The sequence below is a fragment of the Chryseobacterium sp. 2VB genome, from assembly GCF_005503635.1.
Lineage (GTDB): Bacteria > Bacteroidota > Bacteroidia > Flavobacteriales > Weeksellaceae > Chryseobacterium > Chryseobacterium cupriresistens.
On sequence record NZ_SCNC01000016.1, the window covers coordinates 33,837 to 59,508 of the forward strand.

Annotated in this window: 23 protein-coding genes and 3 tRNA genes; all 26 read left to right on the top strand. The window is 34.4% G+C overall.

Annotated features, from left to right (window positions below; genetic code table 11):
* Positions 1 to 8 precede the first annotated feature (8 nt).
* Positions 9 to 1,691: a S8 family serine peptidase gene (locus FFS26_RS15005; protein ID WP_137905430.1), complete on the top strand. Its 1,683-nt coding sequence runs from the start codon at positions 9 to 11 to the stop codon at positions 1,689 to 1,691.
* A 124-nt stretch (positions 1,692 to 1,815) separates the two neighbouring features.
* The gene (locus FFS26_RS15010; RefSeq protein WP_047433063.1) at positions 1,816 to 2,307 is read left to right on the top strand and encodes a lipocalin family protein; all 492 of its coding nucleotides are present in this window, start codon (positions 1,816 to 1,818) and stop codon (positions 2,305 to 2,307) included.
* A 26-nt stretch (positions 2,308 to 2,333) separates the two neighbouring features.
* Entirely contained in the window at positions 2,334 to 3,023 is a 690-nt protein-coding gene (locus tag FFS26_RS15015) for an OmpA family protein (RefSeq protein ID WP_137905431.1), read from the top strand.
* A gap of 107 nt (positions 3,024 to 3,130) precedes the next feature.
* On the top strand, positions 3,131 to 4,018 hold the full coding sequence (locus tag FFS26_RS15020) for a decaprenyl-phosphate phosphoribosyltransferase (RefSeq protein ID WP_110010774.1): 888 nt from the start codon (positions 3,131 to 3,133) through the stop codon (positions 4,016 to 4,018).
* Positions 4,015 to 5,334: an FAD-binding oxidoreductase gene (locus FFS26_RS15025; protein WP_137905432.1), complete on the top strand. Its 1,320-nt coding sequence runs from the start codon at positions 4,015 to 4,017 to the stop codon at positions 5,332 to 5,334. Before FFS26_RS15020 ends, FFS26_RS15025 begins: the two co-directional genes overlap by 4 nt.
* Entirely contained in the window at positions 5,334 to 6,059 is a 726-nt protein-coding gene (locus FFS26_RS15030) for an SDR family NAD(P)-dependent oxidoreductase (RefSeq protein WP_137905433.1), read from the top strand. The genes FFS26_RS15025 and FFS26_RS15030 overlap by 1 nt, the downstream gene beginning before the upstream one ends.
* A 3-nt stretch (positions 6,060 to 6,062) precedes the next feature.
* A complete protein-coding gene (locus FFS26_RS15035) occupies positions 6,063 to 6,650 on the top strand; it encodes an HAD family hydrolase (RefSeq protein WP_137905434.1) in 588 nt (195 codons plus the stop codon).
* Positions 6,651 to 6,674: 24 nt separating this feature from the next.
* The gene (locus tag FFS26_RS15040) at positions 6,675 to 7,142 is read left to right on the top strand and encodes a hypothetical protein (protein ID WP_137905435.1); all 468 of its coding nucleotides are present in this window, start codon (positions 6,675 to 6,677) and stop codon (positions 7,140 to 7,142) included.
* Between the two features lie 2 nt (positions 7,143 to 7,144).
* Entirely contained in the window at positions 7,145 to 8,320 is a 1,176-nt protein-coding gene (locus FFS26_RS15045; RefSeq protein WP_137905436.1) for a cysteine desulfurase family protein, read from the top strand.
* An 81-nt stretch (positions 8,321 to 8,401) separates the two neighbouring features.
* Positions 8,402 to 8,719, top strand: coding sequence for a thioredoxin (trxA, locus tag FFS26_RS15050; RefSeq protein WP_027374941.1), 318 nt, complete (start codon positions 8,402 to 8,404; stop codon positions 8,717 to 8,719).
* 126 nt (positions 8,720 to 8,845) lie between these two features.
* A tRNA-Asp gene (locus FFS26_RS15055) sits at positions 8,846 to 8,919 on the top strand.
* 32 nt (positions 8,920 to 8,951) lie between these two features.
* Positions 8,952 to 9,025, top strand: a tRNA-Asp gene (locus FFS26_RS15060).
* Positions 9,026 to 9,057: 32 nt separating this feature from the next.
* Positions 9,058 to 9,131: transfer RNA gene (locus FFS26_RS15065), tRNA-Asp, on the top strand.
* A gap of 947 nt (positions 9,132 to 10,078) precedes the next feature.
* A complete protein-coding gene (locus FFS26_RS15070; RefSeq protein WP_228406537.1) occupies positions 10,079 to 10,789 on the top strand; it encodes a polysaccharide biosynthesis/export family protein in 711 nt (236 codons plus the stop codon).
* Positions 10,790 to 10,791: 2 nt separating this feature from the next.
* Positions 10,792 to 13,134 (top strand): GumC family protein, encoded by a 2,343-nt coding sequence (locus FFS26_RS15075; protein WP_110010766.1) that lies wholly within the window; start codon positions 10,792 to 10,794, stop codon positions 13,132 to 13,134.
* Positions 13,135 to 13,188: 54 nt separating this feature from the next.
* On the top strand, positions 13,189 to 14,484 hold the full coding sequence (locus FFS26_RS15080; protein ID WP_110010765.1) for a nucleotide sugar dehydrogenase: 1,296 nt from the start codon (positions 13,189 to 13,191) through the stop codon (positions 14,482 to 14,484).
* Positions 14,485 to 14,495: 11 nt separating this feature from the next.
* Complete coding sequence (locus FFS26_RS15085) at positions 14,496 to 15,662, top strand: nucleotide sugar dehydrogenase (RefSeq protein WP_110010764.1); 1,167 nt, start codon at positions 14,496 to 14,498, stop codon at positions 15,660 to 15,662.
* A gap of 27 nt (positions 15,663 to 15,689) precedes the next feature.
* The gene (gene wecB, locus FFS26_RS15090; RefSeq protein ID WP_137905437.1) at positions 15,690 to 16,814 is read left to right on the top strand and encodes a non-hydrolyzing UDP-N-acetylglucosamine 2-epimerase; all 1,125 of its coding nucleotides are present in this window, start codon (positions 15,690 to 15,692) and stop codon (positions 16,812 to 16,814) included.
* A gap of 9 nt (positions 16,815 to 16,823) precedes the next feature.
* Positions 16,824 to 18,293 carry an oligosaccharide flippase family protein gene (locus tag FFS26_RS15095; RefSeq protein ID WP_110010762.1) on the top strand — a complete coding sequence of 490 codons (1,470 nt, stop codon included), beginning with the start codon at positions 16,824 to 16,826 and terminating at the stop codon, positions 18,291 to 18,293.
* Positions 18,290 to 18,844, top strand: a complete 555-nt coding sequence (locus FFS26_RS22945) for an acyltransferase (RefSeq protein ID WP_137905438.1) — start codon at positions 18,290 to 18,292, stop codon at positions 18,842 to 18,844. The genes FFS26_RS15095 and FFS26_RS22945 overlap by 4 nt, the downstream gene beginning before the upstream one ends.
* Positions 18,834 to 19,970 carry a polysaccharide pyruvyl transferase family protein gene (locus tag FFS26_RS15105; RefSeq protein ID WP_137905439.1) on the top strand — a complete coding sequence of 379 codons (1,137 nt, stop codon included), beginning with the start codon at positions 18,834 to 18,836 and terminating at the stop codon, positions 19,968 to 19,970. Before FFS26_RS22945 ends, FFS26_RS15105 begins: the two co-directional genes overlap by 11 nt.
* A gap of 6 nt (positions 19,971 to 19,976) precedes the next feature.
* Complete coding sequence (locus FFS26_RS15110; protein WP_110010759.1) at positions 19,977 to 21,116, top strand: glycosyltransferase family 4 protein; 1,140 nt, start codon at positions 19,977 to 19,979, stop codon at positions 21,114 to 21,116.
* Positions 21,106 to 22,329 carry an O-antigen ligase family protein gene (locus tag FFS26_RS15115; protein ID WP_110010758.1) on the top strand — a complete coding sequence of 408 codons (1,224 nt, stop codon included), beginning with the start codon at positions 21,106 to 21,108 and terminating at the stop codon, positions 22,327 to 22,329. Before FFS26_RS15110 ends, FFS26_RS15115 begins: the two co-directional genes overlap by 11 nt.
* The gene (locus tag FFS26_RS15120; RefSeq protein ID WP_110010757.1) at positions 22,283 to 23,092 is read left to right on the top strand and encodes a hypothetical protein; all 810 of its coding nucleotides are present in this window, start codon (positions 22,283 to 22,285) and stop codon (positions 23,090 to 23,092) included. The genes FFS26_RS15115 and FFS26_RS15120 overlap by 47 nt, the downstream gene beginning before the upstream one ends.
* Positions 23,089 to 24,222 (top strand): glycosyltransferase, encoded by a 1,134-nt coding sequence (locus FFS26_RS15125; protein WP_110010756.1) that lies wholly within the window; start codon positions 23,089 to 23,091, stop codon positions 24,220 to 24,222. The genes FFS26_RS15120 and FFS26_RS15125 overlap by 4 nt, the downstream gene beginning before the upstream one ends.
* On the top strand, positions 24,222 to 25,415 hold the full coding sequence (locus FFS26_RS15130) for a glycosyltransferase family 4 protein (protein ID WP_110010755.1): 1,194 nt from the start codon (positions 24,222 to 24,224) through the stop codon (positions 25,413 to 25,415). The genes FFS26_RS15125 and FFS26_RS15130 overlap by 1 nt, the downstream gene beginning before the upstream one ends.
* The last annotated feature ends 257 nt before the right edge of the window (positions 25,416 to 25,672 follow it).

Here is a 25,672-nt window from a genome sequence, read left to right on the forward strand (position 1 = left end):
ATCAACATATGAAAAAGGTATTATTAGCTGCAGTTTTTTTTGCAGGTTTTAGTTTCTCTTTTGCACAGGAATCTAAAGCTAAAAGTATTGATCCCAACGAAGATAAAGATCTGATGACATGGTATCATAAAGATTTTGCAACTTCAAAAGTATACGGGGTAAATACAGCAAATGCTTATAAATACCTGGAATCTAAAGGTCTGAAGCCTAAAACCGTCGTGGTGGGTGTATTAGACAGTGGAGTACAGGTAGATCATCCGGGATTGGTAAAAAACCTATGGTCAAATCCAAACGAAGTTCCCGGAAATGGAAAAGATGACGATGGAAACGGATATATTGATGACGTACACGGATGGAACTTTATAGGAGGTAAAAACGGTGATATTGATATCGATAACATGGAGGTGACAAGAGTAGTTGCCAAATATAAACCTGTCTTCGAAGGTGATGATTCCACAAAAAATAAAGCCAACCAGGCTAAGATGAAGGAAGAGTTTGAGATGTATATGAAAGCCAAAGATATGTTCAATAAAAAAAGTATCGAGGCAAAACAAAACTTTCAGACTTATTCTATGCTGAACGAACTGATTCCTAATATGGTAAAACTGCTTGCAGGTAAGCCTGTAACCGCTGAAACTATTGCTGCGATCAAAGCTCCGACAGATCAGAGAGATGCCATTGCGAAGGAATTTTTAGGCCAGATCTCCCAAAATCCGGAATTTAAAGGAAAATCAGCCGCGGAATTTGAAAAAAAGATGAAGGAGGAAATGAAAGAAGCCATCGATCATTTTGCTCCTGCAGCAAAACAATATGACCTTTCCTATGATCCGAGAAAAGAAATTGTAGGGGATAACTATGATGACTATTCTGAAAAAATCTATGGAAATAATCATTATGAAGGACCGGATGCAGAACATGGAACTCACGTGGCAGGTATTATTGCCGGACTTCCGCAAGGAAAAGAAGTTCAGTACGGAGTAGCTTCCAAAGTGGCTAAAATTATGTCTGTAAGAACAGTTCCGAATGGTGATGAAAGAGATAAAGACGTTGCCAATGCCATCAGATATGCTGTAGATAATGGTGCAAAAGTTTTAAATATGAGCTTTGGAAAACCTGTTTCTCCAGGTAAAAATGTGGTTTGGGATGCCTTCAAATATGCTGAAGATAAAGGCGTTCTTTTAGTGAAAGCTGCAGGTAACGAAAATGAAGATGTAGCAGAGCACTTGGCATATCCTACCAATTTTAAAAATGTTACAGATGAGAAACCATTTGTAAGCAACGTTCTTGTGGTAGGGGCAAGTACCAATAAAAATAATGCGCTGAGAGCAGATTTTTCCAATTACAATAAAAAGATGGTCAATGTTTTTGCTCCGGGAGAAGAAATCTATTCTACCGTTCCTAAAAACGAATATAAATACCTTCAGGGTACTTCAATGGCTTCCCCTGTAGTAGCGGGAGGAGCTGCTGTTTTGCTGGCTTACATGCCGGATCTGAAACCTTATCAGATTATTGAAGCCCTTGTGAAAAGCAGCAACCCGAGTACAGCAGATGGTTTTGGTGACCAATCTCAGGCAGGTGGAGTTATCGACCTGAAAAAAGCTGCAGAATATGCTTATACCAACTTTTATAAAGGAAAAACTACAGGCACAGCCAAGCCTTCGAAATCCGTAAAAAAGGTTGTTAAAAAATAATTTATCTCCCTGTGTTTAAGGAGAAACCATAAAAAGTCCGAATTTTTTCGGACTTTTTATTTTTTATTTTAAATTTTGGCACGGTTTTTTGTAACTTTATAGTAACAAAATAATAAACAACAAAATGAAAAAGTTACTACTTGCAGGGATGTTGGGAACATCACTTTTTGCAGTTTCGTGTTCCTCTGTTAACAAAGCAGCTACATCTCAAAATCAAAGAGCCGACTTCCTGAAAATGAAAGGAGACTGGCAGATTGTAAGCATAGATTATGATAAAGGTTATAAAATTAAGCCTTTTGATGAAGGTGCAGACGCACAGTGCTTCGTAGGAAGCCACTGGAGATTGATTCCCAATAACTGGACAGGAGCGTATACTTTAAACGGCGGTGGAGATTGCCCGGCAATTACACAGCCTATCAAATTTGAAGTAAAAGGCGGTAATACGTTTATGTTTAAGAAAATTGCTTCAGGTACAAAAGCTAAACAAAATACAGCAGGTTACAGCCTGACAATGATCAATCAATCTACAGATCAGTTTTCACTTGAGCAAGATGTTCCATTTGAAGGAGGTAATGTAAAAGTAGTTTACAACTTCCAGAGAACAGGAATGAAATAATTTATCAACATAAAAGATCAAAAAAAATGAAATTTACAAAAACATACGTAGGAGCCCTTTTCCTGTCATCAGCATTATTATTGACAAGTTGTGAAGCGGTTCAGAATTCAAACCACCAACAAAGAGGTACAGCGGTAGGTGCTGCTTCAGGAGCAGTACTTGGAGGTATCCTTGGAAATAATGTAGGTAGAGGAGGAAATGGTGCTATCGGAGCTGTATTAGGAGGTATTATCGGAGGTGTTGCGGGTAACGTTATCGGTAACAAAATGGATAAGCAGGCGAAAGATATTAAAGAAACTTTACCAGGTGCTCAGGTAGAAAGAGTAGGAGATGGTATTAAGGTAACTATGAATGAAAGTATCGTTAACTTTGCTTTCGACTCTTCAAACCTTACTTCTGTTGCACAGACCAACCTTGATAAATTAGCTGAAGTACTGGCTAATAATCCGGATACAAACATCAACATCTATGGTCACACAGACAGCAAAGGTGCAGATGCTTACAACCTTAAACTTTCTCAAAGAAGAGCAGACGCTGTGAAAGCCTATTTATCAGGAAAAGGAATTGCATCAAGCAGAATGTTTACAAAAGGTGAAGGTGAAGCAATGCCTGTAGCTAGCAATGATACTGAAGAAGGAAGAGCTAAAAACAGAAGAGTAGAGTTTGCAATTACTGCCAATGAAAAAATGATTAACGATGCCAAACAAGGGCAATAGTTAATTTAATATATAAATATTTTCGTAAAAGACCGCCCCGGCGGTTTTTTTTGTATTTTTATGCTAGAAATTTTGAATTTATTATTTTTGTATTTGAAATAACATAAATGAAGAAATATTTAAAACTGCTCCGTGTGGAGCAATGGGTGAAAAACCTTTTTGTATTTGTCCCTCTGTTCTTTTCAGGTAATATTACCAATACAGATCTGCTTCTCAAAAGCATTTTTGCATTTGTCATATTTTCACTTGCAGCAAGTGTTGTTTATATCCTGAATGATTATAATGATATTGAAGCAGACAGAAAACACCCTGAGAAAAGGAGAAGACCTTTGGCGAGTGGAGCTATTTCAAAATCAAAAGCGATAGGAATTCTTATAGGTCTTATCATTGCTGATATTGGTCTTGTATTTTTTACTCAACTTTATTTCCATGAATTTCTTTGGAAATTTGCAATCATCATAGGATTTTATGTAGTTATGAATCTTGCCTATACTTTCAGGCTTAAACACGTTCCTATTATTGATATTTTTATTATTGCCATAGGATTTGTCCTGCGTGTACTGGCTGGAGGTTATATTACCGGAATCAGCATTTCGCAATGGGCGATTCTGCTGACCTTTGTATTGGCTTTGGTACTGGCTATAGGAAAAAGAAGGGGAGAGCTTATCAATGCCCAGGTTTCAGGAAAAACAAGAAAAGCACTGGATGGCTATAACGTTCAGTTTGCAGATATTGCTTTATCCATTTCTATTACACTGGCTATTGTCTGCTACCTGATGTTTACGCTCTCTCCGGAAGTTCAGGAAAGATTTCATGAAAGAGTTTTTTATACCGTGATTTTCGTTGTATTTGCATTGTTAAGATATCTTCAGCAGACCCTTGTTTACAACAGAACGGAATCTCCTACAAAAATTGTCTACAGGGACCGTTACATACAGGCTACTTTATTGCTTTGGGTTGTTGCATTTTTAATTCAAATTTATTTTAAGAAATGAAGCCGAATTTCATACAGAAAGTTACCAACTGGGGAAATTTCCCAATAGTAGAGAAGGAAATGAGATCTGAGGACAGTTTCAGAAAAATAAAAGAATTTGTACTCAATCACAACGAAGTCATAGCGAGAGGAAATGGGAGATGTTATGGAGATGCTTCATTGGGAGAAGCTATATTTTCAACAAAAAAATTAAATAAGTTCATCAATTTTGACCGTCTGAACGGGATCATAGAATGTGAATCCGGAGTGCTGCTTTCAGATGTACTGGAAATAGCGGTTCCGCAGGGATATTTTCTATACGTTACTCCCGGGACAAAATTTGTATCGGTAGGAGGTGCTATAGCATCCGATGTTCATGGAAAAAATCATCATGCAGAAGGGTGCTTTTCAGAATATGTGATTGAATTTAAGCTCATGACTGAGAAAGGGGAGATCATTACCTGTTCCAGGGAGGAAAATACAGAAAAGTTCTGGGCTACCATTGGTGGAATGGGACTTACCGGTATTATTCTCACAGCAAAATTTAAACTTAAAAATATAGAGTCCGCATACATTCGTCAGGAAAGTATCAAAGCAGACAATCTGGATGAGATCTTTAAGCTGTTCGATGAAAGTGAAAACTGGACCTACACGGTTGCCTGGATTGATTGTCTTCAGAAAGGAAAAAATATCGGAAGAAGTATTCTCATGAGAGGAGAACATGCTTTCCAGCATGAACTTCCCCAGAGTTTTTCCAAAACACCATTGAGATTGAAGAAGAAATTTTCTCCTACAGTTCCTTTTTATTTTCCGGGATTTGTACTGAATGCCCTTACTGTAAAAATTTTCAATTGGTTATACTATAAAAAGCAGTCTAAAAAAGAAGTGAAAAACTTTATCGATTATGAAACGTTTTTCTATCCTTTGGATGCGATCACAGATTGGAATAAGATCTATGGGAAGTCCGGTTTTATACAGTATCAGATGGTAATTCCTAAAGAAACAGGAAAAGAAGGAATGAAAAGAATCCTTGAAACGATCGCCAAAAGCAGAAACGGATCATTCTTAGCAGTTTTAAAACTTTTTGGAAAAAACAATCCTCAGGCTTACAACTCATTCCCTGTGGAAGGGTATACATTGGCGCTGGATTTTAAAGTCAATTCAAAACTGAAAAAACTGGTAGATCAGCTGGATGCTATTGTTCAGGAGTTTGGAGGAAGAATATATCTTACCAAAGACAGCATGAGCAGATCATCGCTTACCAACTACCTGAAAAATATTCAAAATCCTAAATTTGTGTCTTTACAGCACAAAAGAATCATAAATAACAATTCGTAATGATAGTTCTGGGAAGTACATCTGAAGTAGCACAGGCTTTTGTGGAAAAAGCACTTCAGGAAGGAGAAAAGTTTGAAAAAATCTATCTTTTTACCTCAAATAAAGAAACTACAGAGCGTTTTGCAAGACATCTTGATGTAAAGTTTCTGCAGCAGGCGGAAGTCATTGAATTGGATCTGACAAAAGAAATTGATTACAATAGATTTGATAATATCAATTCAAATGTATTATTTTGTGCCGTAGGATATTTGGGTGAAGGAACAGAAGAAGGATTATATGATAATAGAAATACAGAGCGTATCATTGATATCAATTATTCAAAACTGGTGCCTGTCATGAATTATTTTGCTCAAAAATTTGAAAGCAGAAGATCCGGAACGATTATCGGTCTTTCATCAGTGGCAGGAGACCGGGGAAGACAGAGTAACTTTATCTATGGAAGTGCAAAAGCAGCTTTTACGGCTTATCTGAGTGGTTTGAGAAATTATCTTTTTGATAAAAAAGTGCACGTTCTTACGATAAAACCAGGGTTTATGGCAACCAAAATGACAGAAGGCCTGCCTTTAAATCCGAAACTGACAGCAACGCCAAAACAGGCAGCTTCCTGTATTTATAAAGCCTTCAAAAAACAGAGAAATGTGGCATATGTTTTGCCGGTTTGGAGTATTATTATGATGATTATCAGGAATATTCCTGAGTTTATATTCAAGAAATTAAAGCTTTAAAAAATGAAAAAATTGTATTGTTTTGATTTTGACGGAACCCTGACATATAAGGATACCATGTTTATGTATCTTAAATTTTACGATTCAACAAAATACCGTATACAATTTTTGAGACACGTACCTCTTTTTATCCTGTTGAAGCTAAAACTGGCTGAAACGGAAAAAGTGAAAAAAAGCTTTATCGGTTCTATTTTAAGAGGACAGACCCAGGAGAAAATTGAACAGAAGTCTAAACAGTTTTTTGAACAGCACTACCCTAAAATAGTAAGGGAGAATGCATTGGATTTTATAAAAAATATCGATAGGAATAATACACAGAGTTTATTGGTAACCGCTTCATTGGATATCTGGGTAAAACCATTCGCTGAAGAACTGAAAATGGAGCTTGTTTCTACGCGAGCAGAGTTTAAAAACGGTATTTTCACCGGAAACTTTGTAGGAAAAAATTGTAACGGAAAGGAAAAATTGATAAGAATCAAAGAGGAAATTAACGATTCCAAGTACGATAAAATTATTGCATTTGGTGATACTTCCGGAGATCGGCCAATGTTGAAATGGGCAAATGAGGGACATTACCAATTTTTTCACTAATTTTGGGAGATAAAATTGTAAAAAATGAAAAGCCTGATCATTGCATGTGCAGTACTCTTTATGGGCTGTGCCAGCACTTCATCTCAGAAGTCTTCTGTTATGCAGCAAAGTACGGAGCTCCTCGTTTCTGAAAATCAGGGAGGAACCGATGCTCCCGGCTTTAAGATCATTAAAGACGAAAAGGATTTTCGTAATATTATCAGCGGAAGTTTTGGTATTTCAGAACCGGGAAAAGAATCTTATATTAAATATCCACAATTTCCGAAAAATAAAAAAGTTGTTGTATACAATTTGGGAACCTTCAGATCTGGAAGTCACAAAATTGAAGAAATTAAAAATATATCTGTGAAAAATAAGATTCTGTATGTAGAAGTTCCTGCCGGAGAGCCTTCCGGTGGAATGGAAATTCAGGTAATTTCAAACCCGTGGTTTATTTTTACTGTTCCCGCAGATTATCAGTTTAACTCCGTAGAATTAAAATATTCAAAATAACAATGGATAAAGTATATTTAGATAATGCCGCAACCACTCCGCTTGCAGAAGAAGTTATAGATGCAATGGTGGGCACAATGAAGATGAATTTCGGAAACCCCTCTTCAACGCACAGCTTTGGCCAGGAAGCAAAAATCCTTATTGAAAATGTAAGACGACAGGTTGCAGACTATCTTCATGTAACTCCTGCTGAAATCATTTTCACTTCCTGTGGTACCGAATCAAATAATATGATCATCAAATCCTCGGTAGAACACCTTGGGGTAGAAAGAATCATCAGTTCTCCTCTGGAACATAAATGCGTTTCTGAAAGTATTCTGGATATGAAAAACATAAAAGGAGTAGAGGTAAACTACATCCGTCCGAATGAAAAAGGAGATATTGATCTTGCTAAATTAGAAGAACTTTTAAAAGCTTCAGATAAAAAAACACTGGTAAGCTTAATGCATGCCAACAACGAAATCGGAAATATCATTAACCTTAAACAGGTTGCCCAGCTTTGCAAACAGTATCAGGCACTTTTCCACTCAGATACCGTGCAGACAATGGCTCATATGAACCTTGACTTCTCTGATATCCCTGTGGACTTTGCATCGTGTAGTGCCCACAAGTTTCATGGTCCGAAAGGAGCTGGATTTGCATTTATCAGAAAAGCAACAGGTTTAAAAGGAATTATTACCGGAGGACCTCAGGAAAGAAGCCTTAGAGCGGGAACTGAAAATGTTTGTGGTATCGTAGGATTAGGAAAAGCATTAGAACTTTCTCTGAATCATATGGAGGAATACACCCGTCATATGCAGGATATCAAGGATTATGCAATTGAAAGACTTTCTGCCGAAATTGAAGGAATTAAATTCAACGGAAGAAGTGCAGAAAAGGAAAATAGCCTTTATACAGTTTTAAGCGCATTACTGCCTTATAAAAATCCATTGATAGGACTTCAGCTGGATATGAAAGGAATTGCAATTTCTCAGGGAAGTGCATGCTCATCAGGAGCATCAAAGCCTTCAATGGTGATGATGATGGTGCTTTCTGAGGATGAAATGGATCACTGCACCCCATTACGTATCTCTTTCAGCCATATGACGACTAAAGCGGAGATTGACACACTGGTGAACGCATTAAAGGAAATCTCAAGCGATTACACTATAGAAAAAACTAATGTTGAGCATAGATAGTCTTGTGCTTTAAATATCGTAATTTTGAATATCCAAAAGGATTAAAAGAAAATAATATTAATTAAAATAAAAGAAACAAAAATGGCTTTAGAAATTACAGACAGCTCATTTCAGGATACGGTTTTAAAATCAGATAAACCGGTATTAGTAGACTTCTGGGCAGTATGGTGCGGACCTTGCAGAACTTTAGGACCAATCATCGAAGAAGTTGCATCAGATTTTGAAGGTAAAGCAGTAGTAGGGAAAGTAGATGTAGACAACAACCAGGAGATTTCTATGCAGTACGGTATCAGAAATATTCCTACAGTTCTTATTTTTAAGAATGGAGAAGTAGTAGACAAATTAGTAGGTGTAGCTCCAAAAGAGGTAATCGCTGAAAAATTAAGCGCTCACTTATAAAAAAAATAAGTTTGATAATGAACGCCTTCCAGTATTGGGAGGCATTTTTTTTAAAATAATTTGCAGGTAACAAAAAAAGTTGTAATTTTGCAACCACGAAAAAGAAACGACGTTCTTTAAAATAATGATCCGGTAGTTCAGCTGGTTAGAATGCCGCCCTGTCACGGCGGAGGTCGCGGGTTCGAGTCCCGTCCGGATCGCAGAAGTTTTCTCAATTTCTTTTTAAAAAATTGATCCGGTAGTTCAGCTGGTTAGAATGCCGCCCTGTCACGGCGGAGGTCGCGGGTTCGAGTCCCGTCCGGATCGCGGAAGTTTTCTCAATTTCTTTTTAAAAAATTGATCCGGTAGTTCAGCTGGTTAGAATGCCGCCCTGTCACGGCGGAGGTCGCGGGTTCGAGTCCCGTCCGGATCGCAAAAAAGTCTTCTATTTCTAGAAGACTTTTTTATTTTCCATTTGTAAGCGGAATGATATAAGGAGAGTCGGTTTATATAAGTAGATCGCCTGAATAAGATGTAAGTTTTCTGCAATATTCGATATAAATTTTATGTTTTAAACAAAAATTAATATTAAAAATATTAATAATAATTGTTACCTTCGTTCAATAAAAACCACTAGCTGATGAATTAATGAGAATGAAATTTAGATTTATTGTATATGGGAAATATTTTTAAGATCAGAGGCTTAATGTATATGTCTGAATGGTTGGTTTTTCCTGTTTATATTTTAGCTGTTTTTTTTCTTGCTGTGGTTTTATATTTTCACCCGATTAGTCCGAACTTACCAATTACTTTTAATGGATATCAGGATAAAAAAATATTTTCGCTGATAGAGATTACTATTCTGTTTTTATTTTTCCTTGTTTTTCTAATATTCAAAATGGCCGCCACATTTCTTAATAATGAATGTGTCAGAAAAATTCCTCATGACATAAACATGATGATGTCAGGATTGAATTGAGGAAATTGAGTTGATGAATTGTAAAAAGAAAATGTCGTCAAAAATTTACAAACAATATAGAATATCTGAAAATGAAGCATATAATTAAAATTAAAGAATTAAATAAATAAAAAAGTTCATATTAAAATAATAATTTCATCATTTTGTTTTTAAACGGAATGAAAATTGCTAGAGAAAGAAGTGATTTTAACATGAGAATTTAAAGCACGCTTTAAAATATTTAAATAGTATAGTCGTTTTATTACAATATGTATTTAAATATAGTTGAAATTAGTTCGATAAACCTAAATAATAACACAAGTAGATAAGAATAATAACATATGAATAAAACTATTATTGCATATATAGTACTGTTATCGGTTACTTTATTATCATGCAGACCGAAGCAGAATATGGTATATATGTCAAAGCATAATATGGAAGAAGAGGTTGCAAAAGCTAAGTTTCAGGGCTTACATATTCAGGAAGGAGATGCTCTCATGATTCTTGTATCTGCACTTGACGAAATAGCAGTGAAGCCTTTTAACCTTAATACTGCAAATAAGGTAGGGGGTGACGCTAGCAGGGGAATTAACCAATATGTAGAACCAAGTCAATACCTTGTCAATGAAGAAGGCTATATCTCTTTTCCGGTTTTAGGAAATGTGTATGTTAAAGGAATGACACAGGTACAGCTAAAACAGGAGCTTGAATCACGTCTTAAGAGATATCTGACAGATCCATTGGTGACCATTACCCTTAAAAATTTCAATGTAAGTGTTTTAGGAGAGGTGAAGGAACCGGGGCAGAAAGAAAGTGTTTCTCAAAAAATCAATATTTTTCAGGCACTTGGGCTTGCAGGTGATATGACGGATTTCGGAGACCGTACCAATGTTAAGCTTATCCGTGCCGATGATAGCGGGACAGATCAGATTGTTAATATCGATCTTACAAGATCTGATATTGTCAGTTCACCCTATTATTATATGAAGCAGAATGACATATTATATGTACAGCCGGACAAAAACAAACAGGTTCAGGCTAACTCGAATCCGAACAGAGCCCTTACATTCCAGATTATTGGTGCTTTACTGACAGCTGGTACACTTATTATTGCTTTAACTCGTAAATAAATATGCAGCAGATAGAATTTCAGGAAAGTGAAGAATCTTTGAATTTAAGAAAGATCATTGGGAAATATTTAGTCAAATGGCCTTGGTTTATAGCATCTGTCCTATTATTTGTTATTGTGGCCTTTATATATCTGAGATACGCTGTACCTCAGTATCAATCAACTACTACATTAAAATTTGATAAAAAACAGTCTGATTTAACAGGTGCATTAATTGATCTCGATAACTTAGGACTTGGTTTAGGAAATGCAGATGAACTAAAGAGCGAAGTAGCTGTAGTAAACTCAAGACCCATCCTGATGAAGGTTGTTGAAAATCTAAATCTTAATATACAATATTATAATTCGGGTGAGATAAGGGATTCCGAATTGTTTACCAAGGTACCCATTGTTGCAGAAATTATTTCTTATAAAAATGTCAAGAAATTTGTTTCTTCCGAATATGAAGTAAAAGAAGTAAATGGAAATGAATTTGTTCTGGAGGATAAGGAAAACAAAAAAGTAAAGGGAACTTTTGGTAAAAACCTGATACTAGATTTTGGAACTGTAGTTCTTCAAAAAGTTCCGGGCCTTACCTTTAAAAATAAGTATAAAATTGTTTTCTGGAATCCAATAGAGAAGGTAAAATCTTTAGAAAAGAAAATCCAGGTTGATCTTCCGGACCAGAAAGCGATGCTTATGGACATCAGCATCGTGGGAACTGTTCCCGAAAAATCAGAAGCTATTCTTAATGAAGTAACCAAACAGTATAATCTGGATGGACTAAGAGATAAAAACTTACAGGCTCAGAATACACAGGAGTTTATCGATAAACGATTAGAAGTTATTTCACGGGATCTTTCCGGAGTTGAGAATCAGAAAGAAGACTTCCAGAACCGTAACCAAATCGTCGACTTAGAGGCTCAGGCTCAATTGGCGCTTCAAAATACAAACGAGAACACAAAGCAGCTTCTTCAGCAGCAAACACAGCTGGATCTTCTTAATTCCCTTCAAAATGAAGCTTCAAAAGGAGATAATCAGCTTATGCCTTCAAATTTAGGATTAAATCCTTCTTTGGAACAGGCAATTTCACAATATAATACGCTGGTTATTACCAGAAATAAAACTTTGAAGCAGGCAACCAATGAAAACCCTGCAGTGATAGAAATGAATAAAGAAATTTCTTCACTAAAAGAAATCGTAAGAGATAACATCCGTCAGCAGAAAGCAACAATCCAGGCATCTATTGCGCAGATAAACAGTCAGATTTCCACCAGTACTGGAATGATTGAAAAAGTTCCGGGACAGTCGAAAATCTACAGAGGTATCGAGCGTCAACAGAACCTTAAAGAACAGCTTTTCCTTTTCCTTTTACAAAAAAGGGAAGAAAATGCAATCAATCTATCTGTTAATGTTCCGAAAGCTAAAATTGTAAACCCTGCTTATACTGATGATGCTCCTGTTTCACCTAAGAAAAATATCATTCTTTTAGCTGCAGTTCTATTAGGATTGATGTTGCCGTTTGGAGTGTTCTATCTTTTCTTTATGTGGGATGATAAAATCTACAACCGTTCTGATATTTCAGAAAATTCAGCACTTGGGGTACTGGCAGATATTCCTTCTCTTAAAGATAATCAGAATCACCTTGTACAGAAAAACGATTTCTCAGAGTTGGCTGAAGCATTTAGAATATTGGTTTCCAATCTTAAATTTCTACTCCCTAAGAAAGATTCTGCGAAAGTCATACTGGTAACTTCTTCTGTGAAAGGAGAAGGAAAAACACTGGTTTCTGTGAATCTTGCTCTGACATTGGGAAGCAAAAACGGAAGATCATTACTCATTGGTTCGGATGTCAGAAATCCGCAGATCCAGAGATATGATGATGAACGTGTTAAGAATGCCGGTCTTACAGAATATTTATATGATGAAACGACAGATGTAGAAGATATTATCCATACTTCAGATACCAATCCTGAATGTGATGTGATTTATGCGGGGTCTATCCCTCCAAATCCTCAAGAACTTCTTTCCAACGGTCGTTATCAGAAGCTTATCAGTGAAATGTCGTCCCGTTACGAATATATTGTGATCGATTCTGCTCCGCTGATGCTTGTTTCAGATACATTGAGTATTTCTGATACAGCCGACGCTTCATTATACGTGGTAAGATCGGGAGTATCAAGAAAAATATTAATAGATTTTGCCAATAAACTGGTTAAAGAATCAAAAATATCAAACGTTTCTTTCGTAATCAATGATGTTTCTAAAAATGTTGGTGGTTATGGCTACGGATACAACTATGGCTACGGTTACGGATATACAGCTGATAAGAAGAAAAACTGGTGGCAGAAGCTTTTTAATAAATAAATCAAATTATCTTCAAAATAAACATTAAAATAAAGTAAGAACATCACATTTAATATGAATATACATAATAAAATTGGGGTAATCGGATTGGGATATGTAGGATTACCACTGGCCCGTTTATTTGCAACAAAATATGCCGTAGTAGGTTTTGATATCAACCAGGCCAGAATTGCAGAACTGAATAGCGGAAAAGATTCCACTTTGGAAGTAGAAGATGAGGTACTGCAGCCGGTTTTAGTGAAAGATAATCCGTTTTCAAACTCATCAAAAGGATTGCTTTGCTCATCTGATCTGGAAGATATTAAAGAGGCTAACATCTATATCGTAACTGTTCCTACACCGGTAGACAGACATAATCGTCCGGACCTGACACCTTTATATAAAGCATCTGAAACAGTAGGAAAAGTATTGAAAAAAGGGGATATTGTTATTTATGAATCTACTGTTTATCCCGGTGTTACAGAAGAAGAATGTATCCCTGTGCTGGAAAAAGTTTCGGGATTAAAGTTTAACGAGGACTTCTTTGCAGGATATTCTCCTGAAAGAATCAACCCGGGAGATAAAGAACGTACCGTAGAGAAAATTTTAAAGGTAACTTCAGGTTCTACACCGGAAATTGGTAAAAAAGTTGACGAATTATATAAATCTGTAATTGCAGCAGGTACCCATTTGGCACCTACCATCAAAGTAGCTGAAGCATCAAAAGTTATTGAAAATTCACAACGTGATATCAATATTGCTTTTGTGAATGAGCTTGCCAAAATATTTAATCTCCTGGATATTGATACACATGCAGTTCTGGAGGCAGCAGGAACGAAATGGAATTTCCTGAAATTCAAGCCCGGATTGGTAGGAGGACACTGTATCGGGGTAGATCCTTTCTATCTTGCCCAAAAAGCGCAGGACGTGGGATATTATTCTGAGCTTATCCTTACAGCAAGAAGACTGAATGATTCCATGGGGCAGTTTGTAGCTTCCGAGGTGGTAAAAACAATGATTAAGAAAAGAATCAACATTACGGATGCCAAAGTACTGAATCTTGGAATCACTTTTAAAGAAAACTGTCCGGATGTAAGAAATACGAAAGCTGCAGATGTTATCAATGCTCTGGAAGACTATTCTGTAGAAGTCACAACGTATGATCCGTGGGCAAATCCAGAAGAAGTAATGCATGAATATGGTATACAATCTACCAATTCTCTTGAAGATGTGAAGGGGCAGTTTGATGCAATTGTTCTTACAGTTTCTCATGATGAATTCCTGAATATTGATCTTTCCCGCTATCTGAAGGAAGGAGGAGTTTTATATGATGTTAAAGGAATTTTAGAGAAATACGATAATCGTTTATAAAAAAATAGAGAATGAAAATAGCAGTCGTAGGAACAGGGTATGTAGGTTTGTCTAATGCCGTCTTATTGGCCCAACATAATGAAGTTGTAGCTTTAGATATTGTTCAGGAGAGAGTAGAATTGCTTAATTCTAAAAAATCTCCTATTGAAGATGGAGAAATCAGTACGTTTCTAAGTACTAAACCCCTTAATTTCAAAGCCACTTTAGATAAGAAGGAAGCTTACGATAAGGCTGAATATATTATTGTCGCCACTCCAACAGATTATGACCCCACTACCAATTATTTCGACACAAGCAGTGTTGAGAATGTAATTAAGGAAATTACAGAGTATAATTCTGAGGCTGTAATTATTATTAAATCTACAGTTCCGGTGGGATATACTGTAGAGTTAAAAAGCAGAATGCATTTAGATAATGTAATGTTTTCTCCGGAATTTTTGAGAGAAGGCAAAGCTTTATATGATAATTTATATCCTTCGAGAATTATTGTCGGGGAGCAGAGCGAGCGGGCAAGGATTTTTGCAGAATTACTGAAAGAAGGTGCGGTAAAAAAGGATATTCCGGTTTTGTTTACTAATCCTACCGAAGCAGAAGCCATTAAATTGTTTTCAAATACCTATCTGGCATTGAGGGTAGCTTATTTTAACGAATTAGACAGCTACGCACAGATTCATGAACTGGATACCCGCCAGATTGTAGAAGGTGTTGGACTGGACCCAAGAATTGGTTCACATTATAATAATCCGTCTTTTGGATACGGAGGATACTGCCTGCCTAAAGATACCAAACAGCTTTTGGCAAATTATAACGCTGTTCCTAATAATATTATCCAGGCAATTGTAGATGCCAACAGGACCCGTAAGGACTTTATAGCAGATTCTGTACTTGCCAGAAAACCAAAAAAGGTAGGTGTTTACCGTCTGATCATGAAAGCAGGCTCCGACAATTTCAGAGCATCTGCCATACAGGGAGTAATGAAAAGGATTAAAGCTAAGGGAGTAGAAGTGGAAGTGTTTGAGCCGGCCCTTAATGAAGAGTCTTTTTTCGGTTCCAGAGTAGTAAAAGATTTAGAACTTTTCAAGAAAGAATGCGATGTCATTATTTCTAACCGCAATGCACCGGAGCTTGCTGATGTACAGGAAAAAGTGTACACAAGGGATCTATTTGGTAATGATTAAAAGTATAACTGCATTATAATTAATTTAATGATTAAGACAAAACATCTAATTATATTTGGAACTCGTCCAGAAGCTATAAAGATGGCTCCCTTAGTAAAGGAATTTTTAAAAAGTGACGATTTTGAAGCAAAGGTCTGTGTGACTGCTCAGCATAGAGAAATGTTGGATCAAGTACTTGATTTTTTTGAAATAAAGCCTGATTATGATTTGAACTTAATGAAGCCTAATCAAAATCTATACACTCTTACAGCTGATATTATTACAGGACTTCGTCCTATTCTAGAGGAATTTAAACCTGATTTTGTTTATGTTCATGGAGACACAACAACTACAATGGCAGCAAGTATCGCATCTTTTTATGCAGGAGCTAAAGTTTGCCATGTAGAAGCAGGATTAAGAACGCATAATAAAAGATCACCATTTCCAGAGGAAATAAATCGTCAGGTTGCAGGACGTATATCAGATTACCATTTTGCACCAACCGAACAATCGAAACAAAATTTGTTAAATGAGAATATAAAAAACGAAAATATTCTTGTAACCGGTAATACTGTTATCGATGCATTATTGGATAGTACTGAAAGAGTCAGCACACTATCCGATAATAATGAAATTGATTATTTGAAAAGTATTGTTGATTCCTCAAAGAGACTTATATTGGTAACTGGTCATCGACGCGAAAATCACGGAGAAGGATTTATAAATATTTGTGAAGCACTTAAAGAAATTGCCATTAACAATCCAGATGTACAGGTGATATATCCTGTTCATTTAAATCCAAATGTAAAAGAACCTGTTTATAAAATTTTATCAGGAATTGATAATATTCATCTAATATCTCCTCTAGCTTATCCTGCATTTGTTTGGCTTATGAATAAATCTTATATGATCATTACGGACTCAGGAGGGGTTCAAGAAGAAGCTCCAAGTTTGGGTAAGCCCGTTTTGGTAATGAGGGATACAACGGAGCGACCCGAAGCAGTAGATGCCGGAACAGTCATTTTAGTAGGAACAGATAAAAATAAAATTGTTTCAGAAACACAAAGTTTACTCGATAATGGTGAACGTTATCAATCAATGAGTGAGCTTCATAACCCGTATGGAGATGGGAAGGCGTGTAAAAGAATCGTAGACTTTATATCATCCAAATAATTTTGAAAGGTGAATATAAAATCATTATATAAGAAAGTCTTAGGGACGGGAAACCAACAAAAGATCATTAAAGGAGTATTCTGGTCCTTTTTGGGAACTCTTATATCTAAAGGATTTGTTTTTATAGCTCTTTTTTTAGTTGCAAGAATACTGACAGTAGACGAGTACGGAAAGCTGGGATTATTGCAATCATACATTAATACATTTACTACATTCAGCCTTGCAAGTTTTGGTGTAACTGCTACAAAATATCTTGCTTTATACGCTGAGAGTGATAAGAAAAAGGCCAGTGAGATTTATTCTTTAACAAGATTGTCTGTATTCTTTTTAGCAGTGGCGATACTTGTTCTTTCATTGGTATTTAATAAACAGGTAGGTGAGTATATTGTGGGAAATCAAAATATGTCTAAGGAGGTATTACTTTGTGCTTTTGCTATTTTTTTCTCATCCCTTAACGGATTGCAAACAGGTGCTCTTGCTGGTCTTGAAAACTTTAAAAGCATATCATTTGTCAATATGGTAAATGGGATCCTTTCATTACCGCTGATATTGTTTTCTGCATACAAATTTGGAATTTACGGTGTAGTTGTTTCTCTTGTCATAATTAATTTCTCTATTTGGCTCTGTTCAGCAATATTATTACAAAGAGAATTAAACCTTAAACAAATAAAGTTTACAATAAAAGGCCAGAAGAAGCATTTAGAAACAGTGTATAATTTCACTTTACCATCTTTTATAAGCAGTATGATGCTAAGCCCGGTGGTACTGATTTGTAATTCTATGTTGATAAAAAGTCATATAAATGGATATTATCAATTAGGAATTTATAATGCTACCTTTAATTTTTCTCAGGTTGGCACTCTGTTACTTGGAATAATTGGACAAGTGACTTATCCACTTACAATGAAGAATTTTGGTAAAAATAACAAAAGATTTGACTTCTTTAATATTAACCAATCATATGTGATAGGAGTTGTGCTTTTTCTGCCAATCTTAGTGTTGCCAGATTTGTTTTCCCAACTGTATGGAAGCAAATATCAGAATAGTGATATGCACTTAACACTACTATTTGTTTCTTTATCAACGATTATTATAGCGCAAAGACAGGGGATCGCCAGAAATTTTGCAGCAGGAAATTTTATGTGGTTCAGTGTTTTCTCTAATATGACCTGGGCTGTAACTACAATAATTGTATGCAATTTTTTAATAGATTATGGAGCAATAGGAAGAGCTGTAGGATTTTTAATAGGGTATTTTGTGAATACTGTTATTTTTATTCCTTTCTATTTGAAAAAAAAGCTAATCAGTAAAAAACTGATTCTTAGCAAGGAACATTTTGTTTTGATCATTATTATTTCATTAGGTTGTTTGTCTTTTATCTGTGTTGATAATATTGTTTTAAGAGCCTTAATCGCTGTTCTTTTATTAACAGCAAGTCTCTTTACTTTTTATAAATGGTATAAAGTATATATAAAATGATAGGTAAAATTTTATTTCACATAAAGAATTTTGTAGACGGAAAAATACATAATTATAAAATTCAACAGATACTAAGTAGTAGTAATATAAGTAAAAAATGTAAAATTTCTACGGGCTTTAAATTTACGAATATTAAAAATGTATATATAGAAGACTATGTATACATGGGGCGTGATTCATTTTTATCAAGTTTTGGAAAAATTATAATAAAAAGAGGTACTATCATAGGCCCCAGAGTAGTAATTTATACGGCAAATCATAATTATATTAATGATATTAAGGCAATACCTTATGACAAGGAATTACTTATAAAGGATGTTGTGATTGAAGAAAACGTATGGATTGGTGATAGCGTGATTATTGTACCTGGAGTTACTATTGGAGAAGGTTCAGTCATTGCAGCAGGAAGTGTGGTTGTTAAAGATGTTCCGAAGTTTTCGATTATGGGAGGAAATCCTGCAAAAATAATAAAGGAGAGATCTAATATAAGCGATTATTTAAAGAATAAGGAATTAGATAATATTTATTTAAAACAAAAAAATGGAAACTAATATAGTTATAAGAGGTGGTTATGGTTTCGGCAATTTTGGTGATGATGCCTTAATGTATACTATCGTAAAGGAATTGAATGAAGTTTCCACTGATATTGTACTTCTTTGCCAGTCAGCTTCTTATATTAATAATATTTTACCTGGTGTTAAAGTTATGGATTATCATAAACTTAAAGAACCTGTAAATTCAAAATTATTAGTATATGGAGGGGGAACACAATTTTATCACTTTAAAAAAAATACTTTCAGCAAAGGGTTAAAAGATAAAATATTTAATCTCAGCCATATTAAAAACTATATTGACAAAAGAATAGTAAAGAAAAACTTTATTGAAAACAAATTCCAGATCAGCAATTATGCCTCACACATTGCATTGGTTGGTGTAGGTGTAGGACCTTTTGATATAGAAAATTCAACTATAGAGAAAAAAACGGGAGAGTTGTTTGCTAAAGCAGAATTTGTAGGTGTGAGAGATGAATTTGCTTTAAGAAAATCAAGAGAATGGGGTGTTAAAAAACCGATTCTTTCACCGGATATTTGTTATTCTTTTAAAAGTCATTTTTTAGATTCATATACAAATGAGGCTAAGGAAATAAAGAAGATCGGAGTTATTGTAAGAGACTGGAATTATGCAAATGGAGGAGGAGAATACTATGAGAAATTGCAGCATGCTACAGAAAAACTTAAGAAAGACGGATACGAGATAAAGTATATCCTTTTTGATGCCGAATCTGATTCATATTGGTATAGCAAAAAAGATAAATTGGATATGATCATCTGGAATCCTGAAAAGGATAAATTTGACTCTTTTTTGGAAGATATTTCAAAGTGCGATTTATTTATTACAGCTCGTTTTCACGGGGCTATCTTTGCTTCATTATTGAATACACCATTTATAACAATTGAAGTTGAACAGAAATTAAAGTTTATTTCAGAAACCTATTCTGAAAGTTCATACAGCTGGGGAAATCCCTTCGATCTGGAAGATTTGTATTCCAAGATTTCTTTACTCAATGAAAACTATGTACAACGAAAAACATATTTGACACAGAAGATGCTTGAATTTAAAACATTATCTGATCAAATGTTTTTAAAATTAAAAGAATATTATAATCAATTACAATAATATCAGATGAAAATACATATTTTTTATTTAGCGGTAATGGATCGTTTGGGTAAGCAGATTACGGTTGGAGGTATTCAGAATTATTTAATAGGTCTAGGTACAGCTTTAAAAAATGCAGGATACGAGGTAGTAATTTACCAGGGCGCAGACGAAAACTTTGTGTCAGAATATAAAGGAATAACTATTATAGGTAAGAAAAACAATCTGAAAGAATCATTAAAAAAACAAACGAAAGATGTTTTTAACCAGGTTAACGATAAAATTTCAGTTGATGATATAATTGTTTTTGGTACAGATAAGATCGCGTTTAAGTTAAAAGGATATTCAAAAACGATTTCTATTCAACATGGGATTTCATTTGATTATATTTCATATAATGCCTTTCCCGGATTTTTTAAAAAGAACATAGTAGGTATATTCTATAAACTCTTACAATGTTACAAAAATGCAAAAGACTTTCTTATTTGTAAAAACGTTGTATGTGTAGATTATAATTTTACAAACTGGATAAGAACAATTTTACCTCGAAATTATTCAGAAAATACGGTAGTAATACCTAATTATGCTACTATTTCTAAAGAAACCAGCATCAATCAGATTTCTGGTGATAAAATTAAAATTCTTTTTGCAAGAAGGTTCGAGATGATGAGAGGTGTGCATATTTTGATAGATATAGTAAAAAATATTACAGCAAAATATGATAATGTAGAATTTACAATTTGTGGAGAAGGACCGTTAAAAAATGAATTAATAAAAGAAATTGGTTCTTTCGCAAATGTCAACATTACTAAATATGGTATCGGAGAATCCGAGCAGTTCAATGTACAACATCATATTACTTTAGTGCCGACTTATGGAAGTGAAGGGACTTCATTCTCATTATTAGAAGGAATGGCTGCGGGGGCTGTACCTATCGTTTCAAATGTTGGGGGAATGACCAATATTATTCTGGACGATTATAATGGATATATTATGAATCCTGATAGCAAAGCTTTTATTGAAAAAATAAGTTTTTTGATTGAAAACCCTGATACTTTAAAAAGAATTTCAGAAAAAGCAAAAGAAACGGTAGAGTATTCTTTCAATGAACAAAAATGGAGAATAAATTGGATAAATTTTATTAATAAAGTGCATAATGCAAATTAAAAAAAAGTTTTATAATTTTTATGTAATCTTTTGTTTAGCTGGCTTTTTAATATCTAGCTTCCTACCTTCTATTTTGAAAATACAAGGGCAGGGTATTAATATAATCTATCGTGTACTTGTGCTGGCTTTTAGCCTTATCATTATCAGTAGCAATATTTTTTCTAAAAAATTTAATTTTAAAATTTTTAGCTTTTACACCCTATTCTTAATTTTTTGGGGAATCTATTCCCTATTCTTATTGAAAGATATTTATTTTGAGCCTATAAGACTTACTTCCAATAAAACTTACTCAGAATATGTACAGTTTGCATTTGGAGTTGTTTTAATACCTTGTTTCGCTTTTATGGTATTAGACTTTAAGAAATTAAACTTTAAGGGAATACTCAACATAATTTACTATACCATATACGCTTTACTCTTTGTATCATTATTATCAAGAAATAATAGTAATGTTACCGGAAGAGATGTTGGAGATCTTGAAATAGGTGTCCTTGTATATGGACAATATGGAACTATGTTAGCATTATTATCGATTTATAAACTAGCAAATGAGAAAAAGGGAATTTTTTCTATTCTTTATATAGCCGGTATAATTTTAGGGGCGCTGATTATCTTCGTATCAGCAAGTAGAAGTCCCTTTATAGCTTTGATTTTGTCGACAGTTTTTTATTTTGTTATTAAAAAAGGAACGAAAGGAGTTTTTTATTTGAGCATACCTGCTGTTTTTATTTCCGTTTTCTTTTTTCAGATTATGGAATTGTTTGGAAGTCTGTTTAAGAGTAATTTCTTAGACAGATTGGTTTCAACTTTTGAAAAGGATAATGAGCGTGAAAAATTATTTAAGGTCGCTCTAAGAGAATTTATTGACAATCCTATTTTTGGAAAGAACTTTTTAATACAAACAAAACCATACATAGGCTCTTATCCCCATAACCTTTTTGTCGAAGCTTTTATGGCAACAGGTTTTTTTATCGGAATGATACTTGTAGTACTATTTATTAGAACTCTTTTTATAAAAGGAAAGTATGTTATACAAAATGATCATTCAACAGGTTGGATTCCGATGATCTTTTGCCAGTTTTTTATTTTCAGTATGTTTTCAAATAATATTTATTCCAACAATTTGCTATGGTATTTATTGATTTTAACAATTATTACTTTCAGATATGAAAAATATTTTAATGCTCATCGTACTCCTGTGCTTAATGCCTAGTTGGTTTAATGGACAAGAATTTTATGTGTATACACAAAGTAAAAGGTATAATATACAATGTAAAAATTGTATAAAAAATTATTATTTTTTTGGCCAGCATTACATTGACGGTAATAAAAAAAATATCATTGACCTTAATACCTTAACTCAGGGTATTAATACGATCATACCTAATAAACAAAGTACCGATTTAATAGTACTGGATATTGAAAATAAAGTTTATCAGGATGTTAAACAGAAAAGCAGATTTGATGTCAATTACGCTTCAAACATAAAGAAACTGGTAGATATGGTAAATCTGGTAAAAAAAATGAGGCCTAATGCAAAAGTTGTATTGTATGGTGTTCCGTTTAACTTCAATTATGATTTTCAAAAGAAATTTAATGATTTTGAAAAATTAAAACCATTACTAAAAAGTGTAGATTACCTTGCTCCTTCATTATATCTGATGTATTCTAATTTTGAAAAAGGCGATAGTTATTTTAAAAACTATATCACAAATAATTTAGATCTGAACTTTCAAATGGCAGAAAAAGTTCAAAAACCTGTATTACCATTTGTTTGGTATAAAGTTCATCCTTATAATAAAATTTCTGGTGGTAGTGTAGTTAATGAAAATTTATATGATACTTATTTAAAACTGATAAAAGATTATAGCTACAAAGGAAGGAAAGTAAGCGGTATTATTTATTGGGAACCCTCGAAAGAAACAATTAATATTAATCAGAAGCTGAATAGTACATTAAAAATTTTAGATAAATGATACTCCACATTACAAACGATTACTCAGGATCCACAGTTTATAAAAATTTAGTGAGGGAGCTGGATAATAACGGGGTGGAGCAGATTGTATACAATCCATTTCGGGAGGCTTCCAGAATAGGAAAAAATAAAATAAATTTTAAAAATAACCGCTCTCAGATTATCTACAGCCATATTTTATCAAAATATGCAGATCGGGTTTTGTATAAGAGAAAAATTAAAAAAATTGTACGGGACATTGAAGCAAAAATAGATCTCAAGACTGTCAAATTTATTCATGCTCACACATGGTACAGCGATGGCGGAGCGGCCTATGAACTTCATAAAAAATATAATATTCCCTACATAGTAGCAGTGCGTAATACTGATCTTAATGTGTTTTTGAAATATTTTCTGCACGAAAGAGGCTACGGAAAAAAAATTCTTCAGAATGCGAATAAGATCATAACTATTTCGGCAGTCTATAAAAAAAGAATGCTTGAAGATTCAAGACTGTCTCATATCCTGGAGAATGTACAGCAAAAACTCACAGTGGTCCCAAATGGTGTAGATCCTTACTGGATCGAATCAAAGGTGATGAAAAGGAATGTTGTTAAGAATGAAAAAAGCATTCAGTTGCTTTATATAGGGAAATTTAATAAGGGAAAAAATGTCTTTAACCTTATTAATGCTGTTAAGAATTATAATCACAAGGTTCAGAATAAGATAAAATTAACACTGATTGGAGGAGGAGGAAATGACGAGAAAAGAATCCTTGATTCTATTAAAAACGACCCTTCCTTTGAGTTTGTAGGAAAAGTTGAGAGTCTGCCTGTTTTAAAATCCTACTATGAACGAAGTGATTTCTTTACAATGCCTTCCAAAGCAGAAACCTTTGGCCTGGTGTATATAGAAGCCCTTCTGCAGGGTTTACCGGTGATGTACACACAAAATGAAGGGATCGACGGTTTTTATGATGATTCTATTGGGGAAAAAGTGGAAGACATTTCTGTTTCTGCGATCGAACGGGCGCTTGAACGTTTAATCCAAAAACAAGATCATTATAGTTTTGATATGGAGCAATTGTTAGAAAATCATGACTGGAAGAGAATAGCTGAAGTATACCAACAATTATATACAGAAAAAAAATAATGAACATATTATACATCCACCAATATTTCGTAACTCCTCAGGAACCCGGAGGAACAAGATCGTATTGGCTAGCACAAGAACTTATTAAAAACGGGCATAAAGTTACTATGCTCACCTCATCATCGAAATTTTCAGAGGATATTAAAGTGGTAAACATTGATGGTATTGAAGTCGTTTATATAAAAGAAGACTATGACCAGAATATGAGTGTTTCCAGAAGATTAAAGGCTTTCCTGAAATTTATGTACAAATCATCTGTAGTAGGATGGAAACAGAAAGATATTGATTTGGTGATTGCTACATCTACTCCTCTTACAATAGGTATTCCGGCACTTATATTAAAGTGGTTTAAAAAGAAACCTTTTGTTTTTGAAGTAAGGGATCTCTGGCCTGAGGTGCCTATACAAATGGGAGCCATAAAAAACAGCTGGACAATTAAAACAACTCGTCTGCTGGAAAAAACGATTTATAAAAACGCTTCCCGCGTTATTGCCCTTTCTCCCGGTATGCAGGATGGAGTCGTAAAATATATTCCAAAAGAAAAAACATCAATGATTCCTAATATGGCTAAAATGGACGAATTCTGGCCTAGGGGGAAAAATGATCAATTGATGGTAAAACTCGGGTTAAAAAAAGATTCCTTCAAAATAGTTCATTTTGGATCTCTGGGATTGGCAAATGGAGCTCATTCAATTATTGAGTCTGCCAAATTATTAAAAGATAGAGAAGATATAGAATTTTTGTTTGTAGGAGGTGGTTCTACCGAACAGGATTTGGTAGATGAAGTTGAGAAAAACAACCTTAAAAATGTGAAATTTCTCGGAAAGTTCCCTATGACAGACGTATCTGAGATTGTCAATTTTTCAGATGTTTCTATGATTTCCTTTTTGGATATTCCGATTTTGTATACCAACTCTCCGAACAAACTTTTCGATTCGTTGTCTGCAGGAAAACCGATTATTGTAAACTCTGCCGGATGGACGAAGGATATAGCCGAAAAATACCATTGCGGATATTATGTAAACCCCAACCATCCGGAAGAACTTGTAGAAAAAGTACTCTATTTGAAGGACAACCCTGAGGTGGTCAAAAACATGGGACAAAATGCAAGAAAATTGGCTGAAACAGTTTATGACAAGTCTATTTTGTGTAAAAAGTTTGTTGAAGTTATCGAAGAAGTAGATAATGCTTAGGAGACATATAAGTAGGTATTGGTACAATCATTTTTCTGCTATCATAATAACAAGGGAATAGTGAGTTTTAGATACCGGATGAATAGTTAAAAAAACAGTTGATTGTTTCCGTAAAGAGAAAACTTACCTGAATTTGAAAGATAATCTTTTAAAATACTTAGATACCTTATTTTTTGTATTTGACAATCTGCATATTAACAAAATCTTTCGTAGAAAAAGAACTCGTTTCTTTGGAAAAGTTAAAAAAAGCTATATAT

What these genes read in the sequence shown, in the direction of transcription:
- FFS26_RS15005 (WP_137905430.1), top strand. Translation starts at nt 9, where the DNA reads ATGAAAAAGGTATTATTAGCTGCAGTTTTTTTTGCAGGTTTTAGTTTC.
- FFS26_RS15010 (WP_047433063.1), top strand. Translation starts at nt 1,816, where the DNA reads ATGAAAAAGTTACTACTTGCAGGGATGTTGGGAACATCACTTTTTGCA.
- FFS26_RS15015 (WP_137905431.1), top strand. Translation starts at nt 2,334, where the DNA reads ATGAAATTTACAAAAACATACGTAGGAGCCCTTTTCCTGTCATCAGCA.
- FFS26_RS15020 (WP_110010774.1), top strand. Translation starts at nt 3,131, where the DNA reads ATGAAGAAATATTTAAAACTGCTCCGTGTGGAGCAATGGGTGAAAAAC.
- FFS26_RS15025 (WP_137905432.1), top strand. Translation starts at nt 4,015, where the DNA reads ATGAAGCCGAATTTCATACAGAAAGTTACCAACTGGGGAAATTTCCCA.
- FFS26_RS15030 (WP_137905433.1), top strand. Translation starts at nt 5,334, where the DNA reads ATGATAGTTCTGGGAAGTACATCTGAAGTAGCACAGGCTTTTGTGGAA.
- FFS26_RS15035 (WP_137905434.1), top strand. Translation starts at nt 6,063, where the DNA reads ATGAAAAAATTGTATTGTTTTGATTTTGACGGAACCCTGACATATAAG.
- FFS26_RS15040 (WP_137905435.1), top strand. Translation starts at nt 6,675, where the DNA reads ATGAAAAGCCTGATCATTGCATGTGCAGTACTCTTTATGGGCTGTGCC.
- FFS26_RS15045 (WP_137905436.1), top strand. Translation starts at nt 7,145, where the DNA reads ATGGATAAAGTATATTTAGATAATGCCGCAACCACTCCGCTTGCAGAA.
- trxA (WP_027374941.1), top strand. Translation starts at nt 8,402, where the DNA reads ATGGCTTTAGAAATTACAGACAGCTCATTTCAGGATACGGTTTTAAAA.
- FFS26_RS15070 (WP_228406537.1), top strand. Translation starts at nt 10,079, where the DNA reads ATGTCAAAGCATAATATGGAAGAAGAGGTTGCAAAAGCTAAGTTTCAG.
- FFS26_RS15075 (WP_110010766.1), top strand. Translation starts at nt 10,792, where the DNA reads ATGCAGCAGATAGAATTTCAGGAAAGTGAAGAATCTTTGAATTTAAGA.
- FFS26_RS15080 (WP_110010765.1), top strand. Translation starts at nt 13,189, where the DNA reads ATGAATATACATAATAAAATTGGGGTAATCGGATTGGGATATGTAGGA.
- FFS26_RS15085 (WP_110010764.1), top strand. Translation starts at nt 14,496, where the DNA reads ATGAAAATAGCAGTCGTAGGAACAGGGTATGTAGGTTTGTCTAATGCC.
- wecB (WP_137905437.1), top strand. Translation starts at nt 15,690, where the DNA reads ATGATTAAGACAAAACATCTAATTATATTTGGAACTCGTCCAGAAGCT.
- FFS26_RS22945 (WP_137905438.1), top strand. Translation starts at nt 18,290, where the DNA reads ATGATAGGTAAAATTTTATTTCACATAAAGAATTTTGTAGACGGAAAA.
- FFS26_RS15105 (WP_137905439.1), top strand. Translation starts at nt 18,834, where the DNA reads ATGGAAACTAATATAGTTATAAGAGGTGGTTATGGTTTCGGCAATTTT.
- FFS26_RS15110 (WP_110010759.1), top strand. Translation starts at nt 19,977, where the DNA reads ATGAAAATACATATTTTTTATTTAGCGGTAATGGATCGTTTGGGTAAG.
- FFS26_RS15115 (WP_110010758.1), top strand. Translation starts at nt 21,106, where the DNA reads ATGCAAATTAAAAAAAAGTTTTATAATTTTTATGTAATCTTTTGTTTA.
- FFS26_RS15120 (WP_110010757.1), top strand. Translation starts at nt 22,283, where the DNA reads ATGAAAAATATTTTAATGCTCATCGTACTCCTGTGCTTAATGCCTAGT.
- FFS26_RS15125 (WP_110010756.1), top strand. Translation starts at nt 23,089, where the DNA reads ATGATACTCCACATTACAAACGATTACTCAGGATCCACAGTTTATAAA.
- FFS26_RS15130 (WP_110010755.1), top strand. Translation starts at nt 24,222, where the DNA reads ATGAACATATTATACATCCACCAATATTTCGTAACTCCTCAGGAACCC.